This is a genomic window from Streptomyces sp. NBC_00466, from assembly GCF_041433995.1.
In the GTDB taxonomy this organism is placed as follows: Bacteria; Actinomycetota; Actinomycetes; order Streptomycetales; family Streptomycetaceae; genus Streptomyces.
Genome location: NZ_CP107896.1, coordinates 845853 through 862325, shown reverse-complemented (window position 1 = coordinate 862325; position 16473 = coordinate 845853). Strand labels below are relative to the sequence as shown.

The 16473-nt window shown below is 71.1% G+C and carries 14 protein-coding genes; 6 read left to right on the top strand and 8 right to left on the bottom strand.

What is annotated here, in order from left to right; translation table 11 throughout:
* Positions 1-2: 2 nt before the first annotated feature.
* Both OG210_RS03815 and OG210_RS03810 read right to left on the bottom strand, forming a co-directional pair.
* Positions 3-1253 carry an amidohydrolase gene (locus OG210_RS03815; RefSeq protein WP_328332417.1) on the bottom strand — a complete coding sequence of 417 codons (1251 nt, stop codon included), beginning with the start codon at positions 1251-1253 and terminating at the stop codon, positions 3-5.
* Positions 1250-2629 (bottom strand): MFS transporter, encoded by a 1380-nt coding sequence (locus tag OG210_RS03810; RefSeq protein ID WP_328332419.1) that lies wholly within the window; start codon positions 2627-2629, stop codon positions 1250-1252. Before OG210_RS03810 ends, OG210_RS03815 begins: the two co-directional genes overlap by 4 nt.
* Before the next feature lie 201 nt (positions 2630-2830).
* Between OG210_RS03810 and OG210_RS03805 the strand changes: the two genes are divergently transcribed.
* The gene (locus OG210_RS03805) at positions 2831-3847 is read left to right on the top strand and encodes an Lrp/AsnC family transcriptional regulator (RefSeq protein WP_328332421.1); all 1017 of its coding nucleotides are present in this window, start codon (positions 2831-2833) and stop codon (positions 3845-3847) included.
* Positions 3848-3894: 47 nt separating this feature from the next.
* On the opposite strand, the gene OG210_RS03800 is transcribed toward OG210_RS03805, so the two are convergent.
* Positions 3895-5106 carry a serine hydrolase domain-containing protein gene (locus tag OG210_RS03800; protein ID WP_371534980.1) on the bottom strand — a complete coding sequence of 404 codons (1212 nt, stop codon included), beginning with the start codon at positions 5104-5106 and terminating at the stop codon, positions 3895-3897.
* Positions 5107-5208: 102 nt separating this feature from the next.
* Entirely contained in the window at positions 5209-5850 is a 642-nt protein-coding gene (locus OG210_RS03795; protein WP_328332425.1) for a TetR/AcrR family transcriptional regulator, read from the bottom strand.
* A gap of 130 nt (positions 5851-5980) precedes the next feature.
* Between OG210_RS03795 and OG210_RS03790 the strand changes: the two genes are divergently transcribed.
* The 3 genes from OG210_RS03790 (at position 5981) to OG210_RS03780 (ending at position 10310) form a co-directional block, all read left to right on the top strand.
* On the top strand, positions 5981-7537 hold the full coding sequence (locus tag OG210_RS03790; RefSeq protein ID WP_371534979.1) for a long-chain fatty acid--CoA ligase: 1557 nt from the start codon (positions 5981-5983) through the stop codon (positions 7535-7537).
* A gap of 58 nt (positions 7538-7595) precedes the next feature.
* On the top strand, positions 7596-8765 hold the full coding sequence (locus OG210_RS03785) for an acyl-CoA dehydrogenase family protein (protein WP_371534978.1): 1170 nt from the start codon (positions 7596-7598) through the stop codon (positions 8763-8765).
* A 162-nt stretch (positions 8766-8927) separates the two neighbouring features.
* Entirely contained in the window at positions 8928-10310 is a 1383-nt protein-coding gene (locus tag OG210_RS03780) for an MFS transporter (RefSeq protein WP_371534977.1), read from the top strand.
* Between the two features lie 24 nt (positions 10311-10334).
* On the opposite strand, the gene OG210_RS03775 is transcribed toward OG210_RS03780, so the two are convergent.
* Both OG210_RS03775 and OG210_RS03770 read right to left on the bottom strand, forming a co-directional pair.
* Positions 10335-10811, bottom strand: a complete 477-nt coding sequence (locus OG210_RS03775) for an Rrf2 family transcriptional regulator (protein WP_328332433.1) — start codon at positions 10809-10811, stop codon at positions 10335-10337.
* Between the two features lie 74 nt (positions 10812-10885).
* Positions 10886-11521: an RNA polymerase sigma factor gene (locus OG210_RS03770; RefSeq protein WP_371534976.1), complete on the bottom strand. Its 636-nt coding sequence runs from the start codon at positions 11519-11521 to the stop codon at positions 10886-10888.
* A 13-nt stretch (positions 11522-11534) separates the two neighbouring features.
* On the opposite strand from OG210_RS03770, the gene OG210_RS03765 reads away from it, so the two are divergent.
* Both OG210_RS03765 and OG210_RS03760 read left to right on the top strand, forming a co-directional pair.
* Positions 11535-13466 (top strand): protein kinase, encoded by a 1932-nt coding sequence (locus OG210_RS03765; RefSeq protein WP_328332437.1) that lies wholly within the window; start codon positions 11535-11537, stop codon positions 13464-13466.
* Between the two features lie 65 nt (positions 13467-13531).
* A complete protein-coding gene (locus OG210_RS03760; protein ID WP_371534975.1) occupies positions 13532-14323 on the top strand; it encodes a DUF4232 domain-containing protein in 792 nt (263 codons plus the stop codon).
* 89 nt (positions 14324-14412) lie between these two features.
* Here the strand turns inward: OG210_RS03760 and OG210_RS03755 are convergent, their stop codons facing one another.
* Together OG210_RS03755 and OG210_RS03750 are read right to left on the bottom strand one after the other, a co-directional pair.
* Entirely contained in the window at positions 14413-14988 is a 576-nt protein-coding gene (locus tag OG210_RS03755) for a DUF4232 domain-containing protein (RefSeq protein WP_328332441.1), read from the bottom strand.
* Between the two features lie 161 nt (positions 14989-15149).
* Positions 15150-16457 carry an MFS transporter gene (locus tag OG210_RS03750; protein ID WP_328332443.1) on the bottom strand — a complete coding sequence of 436 codons (1308 nt, stop codon included), beginning with the start codon at positions 16455-16457 and terminating at the stop codon, positions 15150-15152.
* Between the last annotated feature and the right edge of the window lie 16 nt (positions 16458-16473).

Genomic DNA, 16473 nt, shown 5'->3' with positions numbered 1-16473 from the left:
CCTTACGCGGCCCCGGCAGCGGCGCGCGCGGCCGTCTCCGTGCCGGCGGGCTGCTGCGCCGCCTGGTGGTTCGCCCGGCTCGGCTGCCGCTCCCGCACCCCTTCCAACAGCCGGTTCCGCCGGGCCGGCGACGCCGCCAGAGCGGTGCCCGTCAGGGCCAGGGCCGTGGCGCCGTCCAGTACCGCCCGGTCGGCGCCCGGGCTCTTGCCGTACGCGGTGAACTCGGGGGTGTGCTGCCTGGCGCCGCCCGTCTCGTAGCCGATCGTCGGGTGGATCGTGGGTACGCGCCGCGAGACGTTGCCCATGTCGGTCGACGCCATCGACTCGCCGTGCCGCAGTGTCGCCGTGCGCCCCACTTCGCCGAGGGCCTCCACGTACGCCTGCGTCATGTCGGCGTCCTGCCGCAGATCGGCGAAGTCCCTTCCGTGCGGGGCCACTTCGAGCTCGGCCCCGGTGGCGAGGGCCCCGGCCTCGAAGCAGGCCCGTACCCGCTGCCACGCCTCGGCGAGCTGTTCCACCGTCAGGGCCCTGACCTCCCAGCGCGCGCGGGTGCGGGCCGGTATGACGTTCACGGCCTGGCCGCCGTCGGTGACGATGCCGTGGACGACCACACCGGGCGGCAACTGCTGGCGGAGCAGCCCGACGGCGGTCTGCGCGACGGTCATCGCGTCGAGGGCGTTGACCCCTTCCCAGGGGGCGAGCGCGGCGTGCGACGGCTTGCCCCGGTACGTGATGTCCCAGGAGCCGATGGCCAGTGAGGAGGCGCCGACGCTGTCCTCCGGCGCGGCATGCACCATCATCGCTGCGGCCACGTCGTCGAAGACTCCGGCGTCGAGGAGGAGTACCTTCCCGCCGATGTCCTCCTCGGCCGGTGTGCCGATCAGCTTGACCGTCAGGCCGAGTTCGTCTGCCACGGCGGCGAGGCCGAGGGCGGCGCCGACGGCCGAGGCTCCGTTGACGTTGTGCCCGCAGGCGTGGCCGATGCCGGGCAGGGCGTCGTACTCGGCGCAGTACCCGATGACGAGGTCGCCGGTCCCGCACGTGGCGACGAGGGCCGTGGGGAGGTCCGCGACCCCCCGGTCGACCGTGAAGCCCGCCGTCTCCAGCAGGTTCCCGATCCTGGCGGCGGCGCGGTGCTCCTGGAGAGCGGTCTCGGGTTCGTCGTGCAGTCCGTGGCTGAGGGCCACGAGCTGCTCGCTCCAGGAGCTGACCGCTTCGGCCACGGTCCTTCGAACGTCGGGGGTGTCCGTCATGCGAGCTCTCCGCTCTGTGTCAGGTGCTGTTCATGCGCGGGGTCGGTCTCTCGCGGGCTGCGGTAGCGCAGCGCCAGTGCCGTGCCGGCGAGGGCGATGACGGCGCACGCGCCCCAGCCCCACAGGTAGCCGGACTCGGCGATGTGTGTGGTGCCGGCCTTGACGTGGGCCGCGAAGAACGCGCCGATCACGGCGGCGCCGATGGCCGCGCCCAGGGACAGGGCCAGTTCGTTGAGGCCGACGGCCAGGGCCGTCTCCTGTTCCGCGACGGCCTCGGCGGACAGGGTCCGCGTGATCGACTCGAAGAGTCCGGTGGCGAGCCCCACCACCAGGGCGCAGATCACGTACTGGGTGAGGGTGCGGTGGAAGAGGATCATCCCCAGGAAGCCGATGGCGACCAGGCCGCCGGCCGAGGCGAGCACGGCGCGGTCGCCGAGCTGCCGGGTGAGGCGCGGGGTCAGCGCGGAACCGGCGAATCCGGCGGTCACCATGGCGAGCGAGATCGTGGCGATGGCCTGCGGTCCCAGGTCCATGCCGTAACCGGTCGCGGACCGCGAAGCGCCCAGGAAGAGGGCGTTGGCGCCGAGGAAGCCGATCGTGCCGAAGGAGGCGCAGAAGGTGAAGCAACTCACCACCGCGAGCCGGGGATTGCTCAGCATTCGCACGCTGACCAGCGGGTTCGCCGAGCGCCGCTCGACCGTCACCCAGATCGCGAGGAGGACGACGGCCGCGACGGCGAGAGCGAGCGTACGAGGTGCTCCCCAGCCCCACGTACCGCCCTGCGCGAGGACCAGGACGAGCGCCACCAGACCCGCGGTGAGCAGCACGGCCGCCCCGTAGTGGAAGCGGCCGCCGCGTGGTGCGTCGCTGGCGGGCAGCACAATTCCAGCCACCACGGCGAGGGCGGCGACCGGGACTGCCGTCCACAGTCCGGCCTCGGCGTGCCGCTCGCTGAGCGCGCCCGCCACCAGGCCCCCCACGCCGATCGACAGAAGCAGGACCCCCACCAGGAGGGAGATCCCGCTGCGGTTCCGCTCGGGTGCGCGGGAGCGCAGGATGCCCACGAGCAGCGGGAAGAAGCCGACGACGGCGCCCTGGAGCACGACCCCGACGGCCAGCGTCACGGTGGCCGGATGCACGGCGATCAGCAGCGAGCCGCCCGCCACCATCGCGATGGACACCCGCAGGAGCCTGCGGTGCCCGTACAGGTCACCGAGGCGCGAGAGCAGCGGTGTCATCACCGCGAAGGCCACCTGGGACAGCAGATAGATGTTGTTCTGCCCCACGGTGCTGATGTGCAGACTGAGGCCCACCGCGGGCAGCAGCGGCGTCAGATAGCCCTGGGCGATGCCGCTCAGCAGGATCACGAACGCCATCGTCGCGAGCATGCCCGGTCCGGAACTCAGAGTTCCGGATCCGCGTCCCGTTCCCGATATACGTGGAAGCACAGCTTCACCTCTGGATGACTGGGGGCCGGTGGATCATGGGTGGCCGGAACCGAATGTCGTCGCTACTGTGCGGGCCGAGGCACGAACGACCTCGAATATTCATGGATTCGTCCGTAGGGAGGCCTTGTGATGCGAGAAACGGTCACCACCAGCGAACTCGACCTCGCCCTGGTGAACGCCCTCCAGCTGCGGCCCAGAGCCTCCTGGTCGGAGCTGGCGCCGCTGCTCGGCGTGACCGCGGGCACGCTGGCCCGGCGCTGGGAACGGCTGACCGGCGAGGGGCTCGCCTGGGTGTACGCGGCGCCCGGGCGCGAGTTCTCCCGTAACCGCTGCTCGGCCTTCGTCCTGCTGCGCTGCCTCCCCAGGGACCGCCCCCGGCTGATGGCGGAGCTGAGCGCGCTCCCGGAGGCCGTGACGATCGAGCTGACCGGCCACGGCACCGCCGATCTGCTGCTCGATGTGCTCGCTCCGGATCTGACGGCGCTCAGCCGGTTCCTCAGCGAGAAGCTGGACCCGATGCCGGGCATCACATCGGTGACCTGCCTGTTCGCCACGTCGCTGTATGTCGAGGGCAGCCGCTGGCGGCTGCGCTCCCTGGCCCCCGCCCAGCTGACGGCGCTCGGCAGCCCGGCGGCGGTGGGGGAGCACGCCCGTACGCTCGCACTCGACGCCGTCGACCGGGCCCTGCTCGACGAGCTGGTCCGCGACGGCCGGCTCGGGCTGGCCGAACTCGCCGAGCGCACGGCCGCCAGCCCGGCCACCGTCCGCCGCCGGCTGCGCCGTCTCACGGACTCGTCGGTCCTGACCTTCCGCTGCGACATCGCCTCCGCGCTGGCCGGGCATCCGGTCCCGGTCTCGCTGCTCGGCCAGGTGCCGGCGCGCGACATCGGCACCGTCCACCGCACCCTGGCCGCCCTGCCCGAATGCCGCCTGGTCGCGGCCGTGACCGGTCCCGCGAACATATTCGTCACGCTCTGGGTGCACGACCTCGGTGACATCCAGCGCCGTGAGACCGCGCTGTGCGCCCGGCTGCCCACCCTCACGGTGACCGACCGCATCGTCGGCCTGCACACGGTCAAACGCATGGGTCATCTGCTCGACGCCGAGGGGCGCCGGGTGGGGGTGCAGCCGATCGCCCCCTGGTAGCCGGGGCGCGCGGCGGCCCCCGGCGCACCCGGTGGACGGCCTGCCCCTCAGCTGTGCGGACGGGTGCCGTTGAGGTGGGCGCCCACCAGCAGAAAGGCCTCGATCAGGGGGACTTGCGGCACCGCGGGTGACATGACCTGGGAGGCGAAGTGCACGATGACGAGGTCGAGTCCGGGCGAGACGAACAGGCGCTGGCCGTGGATGCCGCTGGCCATGAAGGAGCCGTGCGGGTCGTTCGGAATCCACCACAGGTCGTGGTACGAGAGGGTGGCGGGCGTGGTCGCGGGGGCCGCGGGGAAGCGGACGCGCCGGGTGTACTCCGGGACCGGGGCGGTGATGCCGGCGGCGACGGACTCCGGCACCACCTGCCGGTCGCCGGCCGCACCGCCGCAGCGGATCATCTCGCCGAGCCTGGCCACGTCCCGCGCTGTCGCACTGTAACCGCCGCAGGCGGCCTCGGCGCCTTCGGAGTCAAGGATGTAGTAGGCGTCCTCCTCCGCCCCGATGCGGGACCAGAGGAGTTCGGACAGCAGCGCGGATGTGGTTGTTCCGGTGATCCGGCGCAGGACTTCGGCGAGCGCCTCCACATTGCCGTTCTCGTAGCGGAACCCGGCGCCGGGGGCGCCGGTCGCCCGTGCGGTGGCGAGGTGTTCGCGGATGGTCACCGGGCCCGTGTAGCCGTACGGGCGCAGTCGCGGGGCGAGGATGGCGGCGTAGCGCTGGGCTTCGAGCGCCTTGTCGTAGGGGCGGCCCGCGTAACTCATCCGCGTGCCCATGTGGAGCAGGTGGCCGACCTCGGCCTCGCCGAAGGCGGTTCCCGCCAGTTCGGGGACGTACGTGGTGACCCGGGCCGTCCGGTCGAGCAGTCCCTCGTGTTCGAGTACCGCCGCCAGCAGGCCTGCGTACGACTTCGCCGCCGATGCGTTGAAGTGCGGCACGTGGGCCTCGTAGCCGTGCAGGTACCTCTCGTGCACGACGGTGCCCCGGTGGAGGACGACGAAGGCGTCCGTCTGGGCCGCGGCGAACACCTCGGGGAGAGGGATCGCGCGGCCGTCCGGCGTGGTGAGCCGGAGGCTGTCGATGCCGGAGTCCCGCTCTGTCGCGGGCAGTTCCCACGGCTGGTTCCGGCCACGCCAGACCCGGCGGCTGGGCACCGCCTCACGGCCTGCGGCATTGTGCCGGCGCACCCACGCCGGATCCGTGAAACCTCGTGCCCAGACGAGGTCCCCCAACGAGGACATCTCCACCGGCTGCGTCATGCGCTCACTCCTGTCGGTTGTCCAGCGGCCTGAAGTACCGATAGATACCATACGAAGTGTTCAGTAAATAGGGGGGTGAGCGGCTGAGGGAGGGGCGAGCGGTCAGGGTGCGCTGTCGACGGCTCCCGGCGCGTCCGACGGTGTCAGCCCCGAGGCCCACACCCGTCCGTACACGGACAGGTCCCGCAGATGCCCGGTGATCTCGGCCGCGCTGTAGCCCGTGTCGTTCTCCACCCACCAGGTCAGCATCCCGATGAGCTCGCCCGTCCATGCCCGCGCGATGACGTCGAAGGGGATGCGGGGGGTGACGCCGAGCTCTCCGGCGCGTTCGCGGAAGAGGCGCTCGACGCGGTCGCAGATGATCTCGGTGAACTCCCGCAGCGCCCGGCCGTCGCCCTCGCCCCGGAGGATGACCCGGTAGACGGGCTTCTCCTGCTCCGCGTGCTGGAAGATGTAGAGAACCGGCAGGCCGGTGAAGCCCTGGGCCTGGGCCTGTTCGACGGCCGGCAGCAACCGGTCCCGGTCCGCGGCGAGTTCCCGGACGACATCGACGAGCAGGTCCTCCTTGTCGCGGTAGTGGGCGTAGAAGGTGGCGCGGGCGACGTCGGCGCGCTCGGTGAGCTCCTCCACGGTGATCGCGTGGAACCCGTGGTCCAGGACAAGGTCGACGAGAGCCGAGCGCAGTGCGTGGCGGGTGCGGCGGACGCGGCGGTCCTCGGCGGGTTTCGGGGCTGCGGGCTTCATGGCCGGATTATTTCCTCTTCGTGCGAACCGTTGACCTGACACTAACGCTGCATTTACGTTCCCATACATCAAGATTGTTACTGGACGGAGTGTTCAGAAACGATTGCCCAGGAACTGGTGATGGAGCGCGATGAACCTCGGACGGTACCTACGCAGGACGACCAGCCATCAGCCCGACGCCGAAGCCGTGGTCTGCGGGACGACCCGGCTCACCTACGCGGCCCTCGACGAGCACAGCGACCGGCTGGCAACCGCACTGCGCGGCCTGGGTCTCCGCAAGGGCGACTGTGTGGCGACCCTGGCGGCCAACCGCGCGGAACTCGTCGTCACGGAGATGGCCCTCTACAAGGCGGCGCTGGTGCGCGCCCCGGTCAACGCCCGGCTCGGTGAGCGGGAAGTGGCCCATCTGCTGCGCGAGTCGGGGGCGCGCGTCCTCCTTGCCGACGCCGCCCACCTGGACGCGGCGCGGCACGCGGTGCCCGTCAGCGGGGTAGGGACGGTGATCGGCTACGACGGGCCGAGCGACCTCGGTCCCGGCTACGCCGGCCTCCTCGCCGAAACCGCGCCCGAGCCTGTCGACACCGACTGCGACGACGGCGACCCCGCCGTCCTTCACTTCACCTCCGGCTCGACGGGCAAGCTCAAGGCCGCGATCCAGACGTACGGCAACCGTGCCGCGGTGATGCGCAAGATGGTGATGGGCCCGGACACCCGTGTCGGCCCCGGCGACCGGCAGATCCTGGCCGGGCCGGTGACCCACGCCTCGGGTATGCCGCTGCTCGGCATCTTCTTCGCGGGCGGGTGCGCGGTGGTGCTGCCGAGCTGGGACGCCGAGGGCTTCCTCGCCGCCGTCCAACGGGAGGGCGCGACGCACGCGTTCGTCGTCCCGACCATGGTCAACACCGTGCTCGCGCTGCCGGACGCCCGCTCCTACGACGTCTCCACGCTGCGCCAGCTGATCTACGGGGCCGCGCCCATGTCGCCCCAGCGCATCCGCGAGGCCTGGGAGTTGTTCGGTCCGGTGCTCTCCCAGGGGTACGGCTGCGGGGAGACCACATCGGGAGTGCTGTTCCTGTCGACGGAGGACCACCGGCGCGCCATCGAGGGCGAGGACGAGGAGCTGCTGCTGTCCTGCGGCCGGCCGCGTGCCGAGGCCGAGGTCGCGGTCGTGGACGAACACGGGGTGCCGGTGCCGGACGGCGAGGTCGGGGAGATAGCCGTACGGGGCCCCGACGTCGTACCCGGGTACTTCAATGAACCGGACCTCACCGCCGCCTCCTTCCGCGACGGCTGGTTCCTCACCGGCGACCTCGCGCGCCGCCGCGCGGACGGCTACGTCTTCATCGTCGACCGCAAGAAGGACATGATCATCTCCGGCGGTTTCAACATCTACGCCGTCGAGGTCGAGTCCGTCCTGCACGAGCATCCGGAGGTGTACGCGGCTGCCGTGGTCGGCGTCCCGGACGACCGGTGGGGCGAGGCGGTCAAGGCCGTCGTCGTGCCGCGCGAGGGCAGCACGCCGACCGAGGCCGGGCTCATCGAGTTCTGCGCCGAACACCTGGCGAGCATGAAGAAGCCGCGCTCGGTCGACTTCGTCGCCGCGCTGCCCCACAACCCCAACGGCAAGGTCGACCGCCGGGCGATCCGCGACCCCTACTGGGCGGGCGCCGAGCGCCGCGTCCACTGAGGTCTGCCGCCGCCCGCCCCGCGAAGCCCGCCGCACTCCGCTGAACAGGAGCCACCCCATGCCCTTCACCCTCGAACCCTCCTACGACGACAACCCGCGCCTTCAGGCACTGGTCGCCGACCTGCGCCGCTACCTCCACGAGGAACTCATCCCGTACGAGCGCGAGCGGGGCCTGACCCCCGAGACCAAGCTGGACCGGCCGACTCTCGAACACGTCTGGAAACGCAGCCGCGAACTCGGCTTCTACGGCGTCAGCCTGCCCACCGAGCTGGGCGGGCAGGGGCTGAGCCTGGTCGAACTCTGCGCTCTGAAGGAGGAACTGACCGCATCCGGCGCCGTGTTGTCCCACTCGGTCCTCGGCGACATGGGCGGACCGCTGCGCGCCGGCTCCATCGTGAAGTACGCGACCGAGTACCAGCTGGAGCGCTATCTGCTCCCCGTCATCCGGGGCGAACGTGCCTGCTGCTTCTCCATCACCGAGCAGGACGCGGGCTCGGACGTACGGCGCATGACCACCACCGCCACACCCGACGGCGATTCCTACCTGCTCACCGGACGGAAGGTGTTCAGCTCGGCCGCCCCCTTCGCCGACTTCGCCGTCGTCGTCGCCCGCATGGCCGGTACGGAGGAGTCGTACAGCGCGTTCCTCGTCGACCTCGACAGCCCCGGCTGCCGGGTCCTCGACGGCGAAGTCCCCATGTCAGGACAGCAGATGGAAGGGGACCTGGACTTCGACGGCTGCCGCGTCCCCGCCGCGAACCTGCTGGGCGAGACCGGCCAGGGACTGCGCATCGGCATCGGCCGCATCACCCTCAACCGCCTCCTGCACTGCCCCTCGCTCATCGGTGCGGCACGGCGCGCCTGGGACCTGTCGGTGGAGTACTCCAAGAGCCGCATCGCCTTCGGGCAGCCGCTCCTCGCCCTCCAGGCCATCCAGCACAAGCTCGCCGACATGGCCACCGACATCTACGCCGCCCGCTCCGCGGTCATGGCCACGGCAGCCCGCGCCGACCAGGGGGCGAACATCGCCGTCGAGGCCAACATGTGCAAGCTGCTCACCGCCGAGTCCTGTTTCCGCGTCGCCGACGAGGCCGTACAGATCCACGGCAAGGCCGGGCTCACCCGAGGCCACGAGGTCGAGCAGATCTTCCGGACGCTGCGCATGTTCCGTGTCGTCACCGGCACCAGCGAGATCCACAAGAACGCGATAGCCAAGTCGCTGATCTGAACGGCCGCCGCCGGCCGGGCAGGTGTGCGCCGGGGAACCGTCCAGCGCTCCGCCCCCCTGCTCCGCCCGCCGGGCAGCCGCCGGCCGGCGAGCCGCCCGCCGGGCACGCACCTGCCCGGCACCCCGGCCCCCTGCTCTTCCCCGAACCCGCAGGAGTCACTCTTGGCACCCCGACCCAGATCCCGGCCCCGCCCCCAACTCCGGTCTTCTGCCGACGGAGACACCGACGGCCGCACAGCGCCATCTCCCTCACCCTCCTACGACCGTCGCCGCGCCTGGCTGGTCACGGCCCTGATCGTGGCCTTCATGGTCGTCAACTTCGCCGACAAGTCCGTCCTGGGACTGGCCGCAGTCCCGGTGATGGACGAGCTGCACATCAGCAACAGCACCTACGGGCTGGTCTCCAGCTCCTTCTTCCTGCTGTTCAGCCTCTCCGGCCTGGTCGTCGGGTTCTTCTCGGCGCGCCTGTCCAGCCGGCTGCTGCTGTTCGCCATGGGGCTGCTGTGGGCGGTGGCTCAGCTCCCGGTTCTCGTCGTGGCCACGGTCCCCACCCTCGTCGCCGGCCGCCTGCTGCTCGGCGCCGCCGAAGGGCCCGCCGCCTCGATGTCCATGCACGCCCTGTACAAGTGGTTCCCGCCCGAGCGGCGCGGGCTGCCATCGGCGCTGCAGATCGGCGGCGCGGCCCTGGGCACCCTGGTCGCCGCGCCGGTGGTCACCTGGCTCATCAGCGCCTTCGGCTGGCGTTCGGCCTTCGCGGCCCTCGGCGTGACCAGCGCGGTCTGGAGCCTGGTGTGGTGGAAGGGCGGACATGACGGTCCGTACGACGAGACTCGCCGGACGCCCCACAGCCCCGCCGCGCCACAGACCTCCGACCGGCTGCCCTACCGCAGACTGCTGCTCAACGGCACGGTGCTGGGGAGCATATCCAGCGCTTTCGGAGCCTCCTGGGCGCTGTCCCTGAGCCAGGCGTGGCTGCCCGCCTACCTCCGGACACAGCTCGGTATGACGGCGGGGACCGCCGCGACCACCATCAGCGTCGTCGCGGCCTTCAGCCTCGTCCTGCTGTTGACGGTCTCGCCGTTCGTCGACCTGCTCAAGTCCCGTGGTGTGCCGAGTCGTTGGTCGTGCGGTGGGCTGCAGGGCGCTGCCGTGTGCGTCGCGGCGGTGGCCATGGCGGTTTTCCCCCTGATCGACGCACAGGGCCCCCGCGTCCTGCTCATCGGTGTGGCCTTCGCCTGTGGCTCCGTAGCTGTTCCCCTGCACTACATGACCACGGCAGAGGCCGTCCCCACCTCCCAGCGAGGCGCGGTGTTCGGTATCGTCGCCGCCACTGGCACCCTTCCCGGCCTCGTGGTTCCGGCCGTCACCGGCCACCTCATCGACGCGGGGGCGACCCAGCAGGCGGGCTATCGCACCGCCTTTCTCCTCGCCGCGGGCGTCATGTTCGTCGCGGGAGCGGTGGCCATCGCCGCGATCCGGCCCGAACACGACGCGCGGCGCCTGGGGTTGGCCGCCGGGAGGGCTACGGGGCCTCTCGTGGAATGAAGCCGGCCGGTGCCCGACCGGCACTCAGTGAGCCGACCGCGGGAGCGTCTCCTCGTTGCGCGTACGCACCGAATCGGGCAGCCGCGCGACGAGTCCGGCGATGGTGACCGAGCGCAGCGAGGCGCGCCAGGCCTCGTCGGCCTCGTTCATCACGGTGTTGACCACGCAGGGGCGCCGGCACTCCGCGGGAGAGGAGGCGCCGGTTCCGCGCTGCCGGATCTCCTGGCAGACGAAGGGCGGCGCGGCGCCCTCGATGGCCTCCACCACATCCAGGACGGACACCGACTCGGGGGCGCGGGCCAGCCGGTAGCCGCCCTTCGGGCCGGAGTTGGCGTACAGCACACCGGCTCTGGTCATCGCCTGGAGGTGCTTGGACAGATACGCCTCGGGCAGGCCGAAGTGGCCGGCCAGCGCGTCGCGGCGCATCAGCCCGCCGGGCGGCACCTGGGCGAGCAACGTGGCACAGTGCAGACCCCACTCCACGCCTTGTGAAAGCTTCATCACGTTCTTCGGTCTCGTCGAGGGTTTCCGAACCCGTCATGTCCGGCATACCCGGGCATGGCCTGCGCCGGCCCTCAGGCTTCGGCGCCGCCCGGCCCTTCGGCCGTGTCCCCGCCGATCAGCCAGGGCCTGACCTGCTGGCGGGCGCGGTGCAGCCGGGACTTCACGGTGCCGACGGGCAGGTTCATCCGGTCGGCGATCTCCGCGTAGTCGAGTTCGCAGATGTCGCGGTAGATCAGCGGCGTCACCAGCTGCGGGGCCTCGCGCTCCAGCCGCTCCAGCGCTTCGAGCAGATCGACGCGCGAGCCCGCGATCACGCTGGTGGTACGCGGGTCGGGGTGGGTCGTCTCCGCCGTGGTCAGCGGGGTCTCCGCCGAGCGCCGCTTGAGCTCGCGGTACTTCTGCCGCGAGCAGTTGGCGACCACCGTGTACAGCCAGGTGCTGAACTTGCTGCGGCCCTCGAAGCGGTGGATGTTGCGCGCCACTTGGACGAGCACGTCCTGGGCGGCCTCCTCGGCGTCCTCGCGGTACAGGAGGAACCGGGCACAGCGGCGCAGCACATCGGGACTGATGTCCCGGAGCAGGGCGTCCAGGGCTGCCTGGTCGCCGCCGGACGCCTGGATGGCCAGGGCCTCTGTTCCATCGGCGGGCCGGGTCACGGGAGGGTGTCCGCCGGTCGGGCCGGCTGGACTCGCTGGGGGATCACCCATGCATGATAGCCACATGTCCGTACCAGAAGAGATTGGCCGGTACCGCGTACTGCGGCGCCTCGGCACGGGGGCCTTCGCCGTGGTGTGGCTGGCCCACGACGAACGGCTGCACGCCGAGGTCGCGGTGAAGGTGATGGCCGACAACTGGTCGTACCGCCTGGACATCCGGGAACGCTTCGTGGCGGAGGCGCGATTGCTGCGCAGGGCGAACTCGGGTGGCGTGGTCCAGGTCTTCGACATCGGTGATCTCCCTGACGGGCGGCCCTACTTCGTCATGGAGTACGCCGATCACGGCACCCTGGACGACCTGTTGACCGCGGGCGAGCTCGATGTGGACGAGGCGCTGCGGCTGACCGCCGAGGCGGCGCGCGGCGCGGCCGCACTGCACGACGCGGACATCGTGCACCGGGACATCAAACCGTCGAACATCCTGCTCAAGGGCCGGCCGGGCGGCACCGAGCGGGTACTCATCGCGGACCTGGGCCTGGCGAAGAACCTGGCGCAGGCGTCCGGCCTCACCGTGATCGCGGGCAGCAGCGGCTATATGGCACCCGAGCAGGCGCAGCCGTACGACGGCATCGACCCGCGCGCCGACGTCTACAGTCTCGGCGCCGTCCTCCACCACCTGCTCACCGGCACGGTCCCCGGCCCGCCTGGCAAGGTGCTCCCGGCCGACGAGCTGCGGCCCGGCCTGGCGGCGCCGGTCGTGGCAGCGGTGCAGCGGGCCATGGACCCGGACCGGGAGCGTCGCTGGGAGAGCGCGCGGGCGTTCACGGCGGAACTGGAGAGGGTGCGGGAGCTGCTCACGTCCGGGGCGGCGGAACCGGCCCCGGGCGGCTCGGGCGTCTCTGCTGCCACGGCGGGCTCGCCCGTACCTGGCGTCCCGCTGGGCTCGGGCGTGGCTTCTGCCCCGGCAGGCTCGCCGGTGCCGGACGTCCCCGGCGGCTCGCCCGTACCTTCGGCCCCTGCCGGTTCGCCCATACCGTCCTCCTCCGGTGCACCTTCGGTCCCTGCTGGTTCACCCATACCTCCTTCCTCCGGTGCACCTTTGGCTCCTGCCGGTTCGCCCGTACCGACGGCTTCCGGTGCACCTTCGGTCCCTGGTGACCCGACGCCCGTGCCTCCGGGTCCGGTGTTCGGCTCGCCCGTACCCCCGGATCCGGGCGCATCCGCGGCACCGTCGCCCTCCCCGGAAGCCGTTGCGTTCTCCGGGGTCTTCGGCCCACCCGAATACGTCGCCTCGCCGGGGGCCCCGGCGTCCTTCACTTCGCCCGGGACTCCTGGGCAGCCGGGGGCCTCCGCGTCGCCGGTGCCTGCCGCACCCGGCGGGGCCGGTGACTCGCCGCATGCTCGTACGCGGCGTCCCCGGACCCTGCGGACCGTACTGATCGTGCTGACGGCCGTGGCCGTCGCCGCCGGGGCGGGAACGGCGCTGACCCTGTGGGAGCAGAGGCCGCCCAGTACGGAGAAGGTCAGCGACGCCACCGGGAAGCTCAGTCTGGAAGTCCCGCACGCCTGGGCCGTGCAACTGGCCGACTCCGGCTGGTCGCCCGGCGTCCTCGGCCTCGACGGTACGCACCGGCCCGGTCTGACAGTGGCGGACTCCGTCTCGGGCTGGTCCGATCTGCGGACGGACGACGACGGCGTGTTCGCCGGTACGGCCGGTACCGGCACTGACAGTTCGGCGGCCCTGACCGCGAAGGTGAAGAAGAGCACGCACCCGGGCTGCAAGGCCGCCGCCACGACGACGTACTCGGACAGCCGGTGGCACGGCACCGTCCGCACCTGGGATGTCTGCGGAACCGAGGGCAGGAGCCTCAAGGAAGTCGCGCTGGTCCCGGTCGCCAAGGGCAGTCCGCCGGTGTACGTGCAGATCAGGTGCGCCGAGAGTTTCGGCGCCGACGCCACCGACCGCATTCTGCGGAGTGTGCGGGCTACTGCGTGAACTTTTCGGTCCTTCCGGTCATCGGAGGTAGTCATAGGGACGTCACAGAAGGGACGGTAGGCACCATGCCGAATCCAGGACAGCGGGGCAGCGACGACCATCTGACCGGGGCCGGCGAGAGGACCGGATTCGCCGCCCGCCGGGGCCTGCTCGCCGGCGCCGCGACCGCGGCCGTCGCGGGCGCGCTGCTGCTCAGCGGGTGCGGCAACGCCGACTCGGGTCCGCAGAAGGTGGCCAGCGTCGGCGGCCCGGTGACCAGCGGCGCTTCGGTCCCCGCGGCCGACAGCAGCAAGGGACCGCCCCCGCAGCCGGTGGGGTCCGGCAGCGGATCGGAGCCGCCTGTCACCCCGTCCGGGTCGAAGAGCTCCGGCACCAGCGGTGCGACTCCGCCGAGGAGCAGCAGCGGCGGCGGAGGCGGGAACTCACCCGCACCGAACCGCTCGACCCGCTGCCACACCTCGGAACTCGGTCTTTCGATCGGCGACGACCACCCCGGCGCGGGGCAGGAGAACTTCGCACTGGTCCTCACCAACAAGTCCGGCCACACCTGCACCGTCAGCGGTTTCCCGGGCCTGGCCTTCGTGGACAACGGGGGCGGCCAGGTCTCGGTGGATCCCGCACGCACCGGCTCCTCCGGCGGGCCGGTGAAGGTGGCACCCGGAGCGAGCGCCTGGGCGCCGCTGTCGTTCAGCAACCCGGACGTGTCGGGGTCGGGCAAGGTGACACCGCCGACCGTACGGGTCACTCCGCCGGACGAGCAGGTCGCGCTGATCGTGCCGTGGAACGGTGGCCCGGTGCCGACGGACGGAAACTCGGGGCCGCAGGTCGGGGCGTTCTCGGCAGGCTCGGGCAGCTGAGCACAGGACGCGGGAACCAGGAGCAGGAACCGGAAGGGGGCGGGCCGCACCTGCGGCCCGCCCCCTTCCTCTGTGCCCTGGTGCCCTGATCAGCCGTTGACGCTGATGTGCGTGGCGAGCGCGGTGACGTCGAGCTCACCGTTGTCGACCCACTGCGGGAACTTCAGCGTCTTGTGCGTGGTGGACGCGGGCGGTGTGACCACCAGGTAGGAGGCGTGCCGGGCGTCGGACGTACCGGTGTTGGCGTGCGTCCAGGCGATGACCGACTCGGCGCTCTGGCCGTTCTTGAGGGTCAGCGTCTGCTTGGCCGGGCCCTTGGCATACCACGTGCTGCCCCAGTGCACCTTGGAGGCCAGTGTGTGGTGGCCGGCGTCCTGGAGGCCGAGTCCCGGGTAGCCGCGCAGGTCGCAGGTGTGGCCGCTGGTGTTCTTGAGCTTGAGGACGACGCCCTCGTGGTTCATGCCGCCGGCCAGCCCCTGCCCGAAGGAGGCAGTGAGCCCCGAGGTGGCGCAGGTGGGCACGGACGCCGCCTGGGCGGCCCCGGCACCGGCGAGCCCGAGTCCGGCGACAGCGACGACGGCGAGCCCCGCGCCGCCTATACGGCGGGCGATGCGGGTGCGGGCGCCTGCGCGCCGGGCGGTGCTGTTCCGATACTGCTCAGCCATGTCGATCGATCTCCACTCTCAAATGGTGCGCTTCTCAGCAATGCGGTGCGCGTTCTTCACGTTTCCAAGCAGTGGGATGCGGAAGACAGCCAGAAAGTTCACGGTAAATCCGCCCAGATCCGCCACGTGCGTACGCGGTGGCAGAAGTGGGGCGGGCCCGCTCAGGCGAAGGCGCGCTCCGCCTCGATCTCCTCCAGCGACTTGCCCGCCGTGTCGGGCATGAAGAAGAAGCCGACCGCCCCGCTGATCACCAGGAACACGGCCAGCAGCGCGGCCACCGGCCGGATGCCGGTGCTGGCGAGCGCCGGTACGAACAGGCTCCAGATGCCGACGAAGGTCCGCGAGAGGCCGAAGGTGAAGCCCTGGGCCGTGCCGCGCAGCATGGTCGGGAACAGCTCCTGGCTGAAGATCTTGTAGAGCGGCTCCCCGGCGAATGTCCCGCCCACCGCGAAGAGCACGATGTTCAGGATGATCACCGGGATGGTGAACGGCAGAACCAGATAGCTGACATAGGCGATGACCTGCATGGCGCCGCCCGCACCCCACATCCATTTGCGGGTGAGGTGACTCCGGTCGACGTAGCTCATGAACAGCAGCGCCGCGCCGATGCTCACCACGAACCCCGCACAGGCGAGTCCCACCCCCGCCGACTGGCTGCCCGCGTGCAGGGTCCTGATCATGTACGGGGTGAAGATGCCGTTGGTCGCGGCGGCCAGTCCCCAGAAGAGGTAGATCGTCCCGGTCCAGATCAGCGCGTTCCGGTTCGGCCCCCGGAAGAGTGCCCTCGCGGTGGGCCGTGCCTGCATTCCCGAGGCGAACGCCCTTTTCCAGCGCGCCGATTCCGCCAGACCGCGCCGCAGCGCCCACGTGACCAGTGCCACGACGAACAGCTGGAGAAACACCAGTCGAATGCCGAGCAGGCCGAACGGGGCGAGGGCGAGCGCGAGCAGGAGCACGATGACCGGGCCCAGACTCCAGGCGATCTGAGTGAATCCGAGCAGCTTTCCACGCGCCGACGCCGGTGCGAACTCACCCACCAGCGCGAGAGAAGTGGGGACGTCCGCGCCCACGGCGAGTCCTACGACAAAAGTGCCCAGAAAAAGCATCAGCGGGTTGACCGCGAGAGCGATGCAGAGAATTCCCGCCGCATAGACCAGCAGATCGTACTTGTAGATGCGTTTGCGGCCCAGCGTGTCACCCAGCCGGCCCCCGATGAACGCGCCGATGGCACAGCCGACCGCATTGGGTCCCAGCGCCGCGAGCAGCCCCACGGCATTCGAGCTCAGGTGCAGATACGACTGGAACATCACGAGCCCCGCGCCCAGCGCGACGATGGATCCGGCGTCCATGTAGGAGGCCATACCGGCCAGCACCGACCATTTCCACTGCTCGGATGTGACTTTTCCGGCCTCGCCGTCCGCCGTTTCCCCAGCGGCCGTACCGAAATCGCCTGTCTCCTGGGGGATCATGCCTTTCTCCGGATCT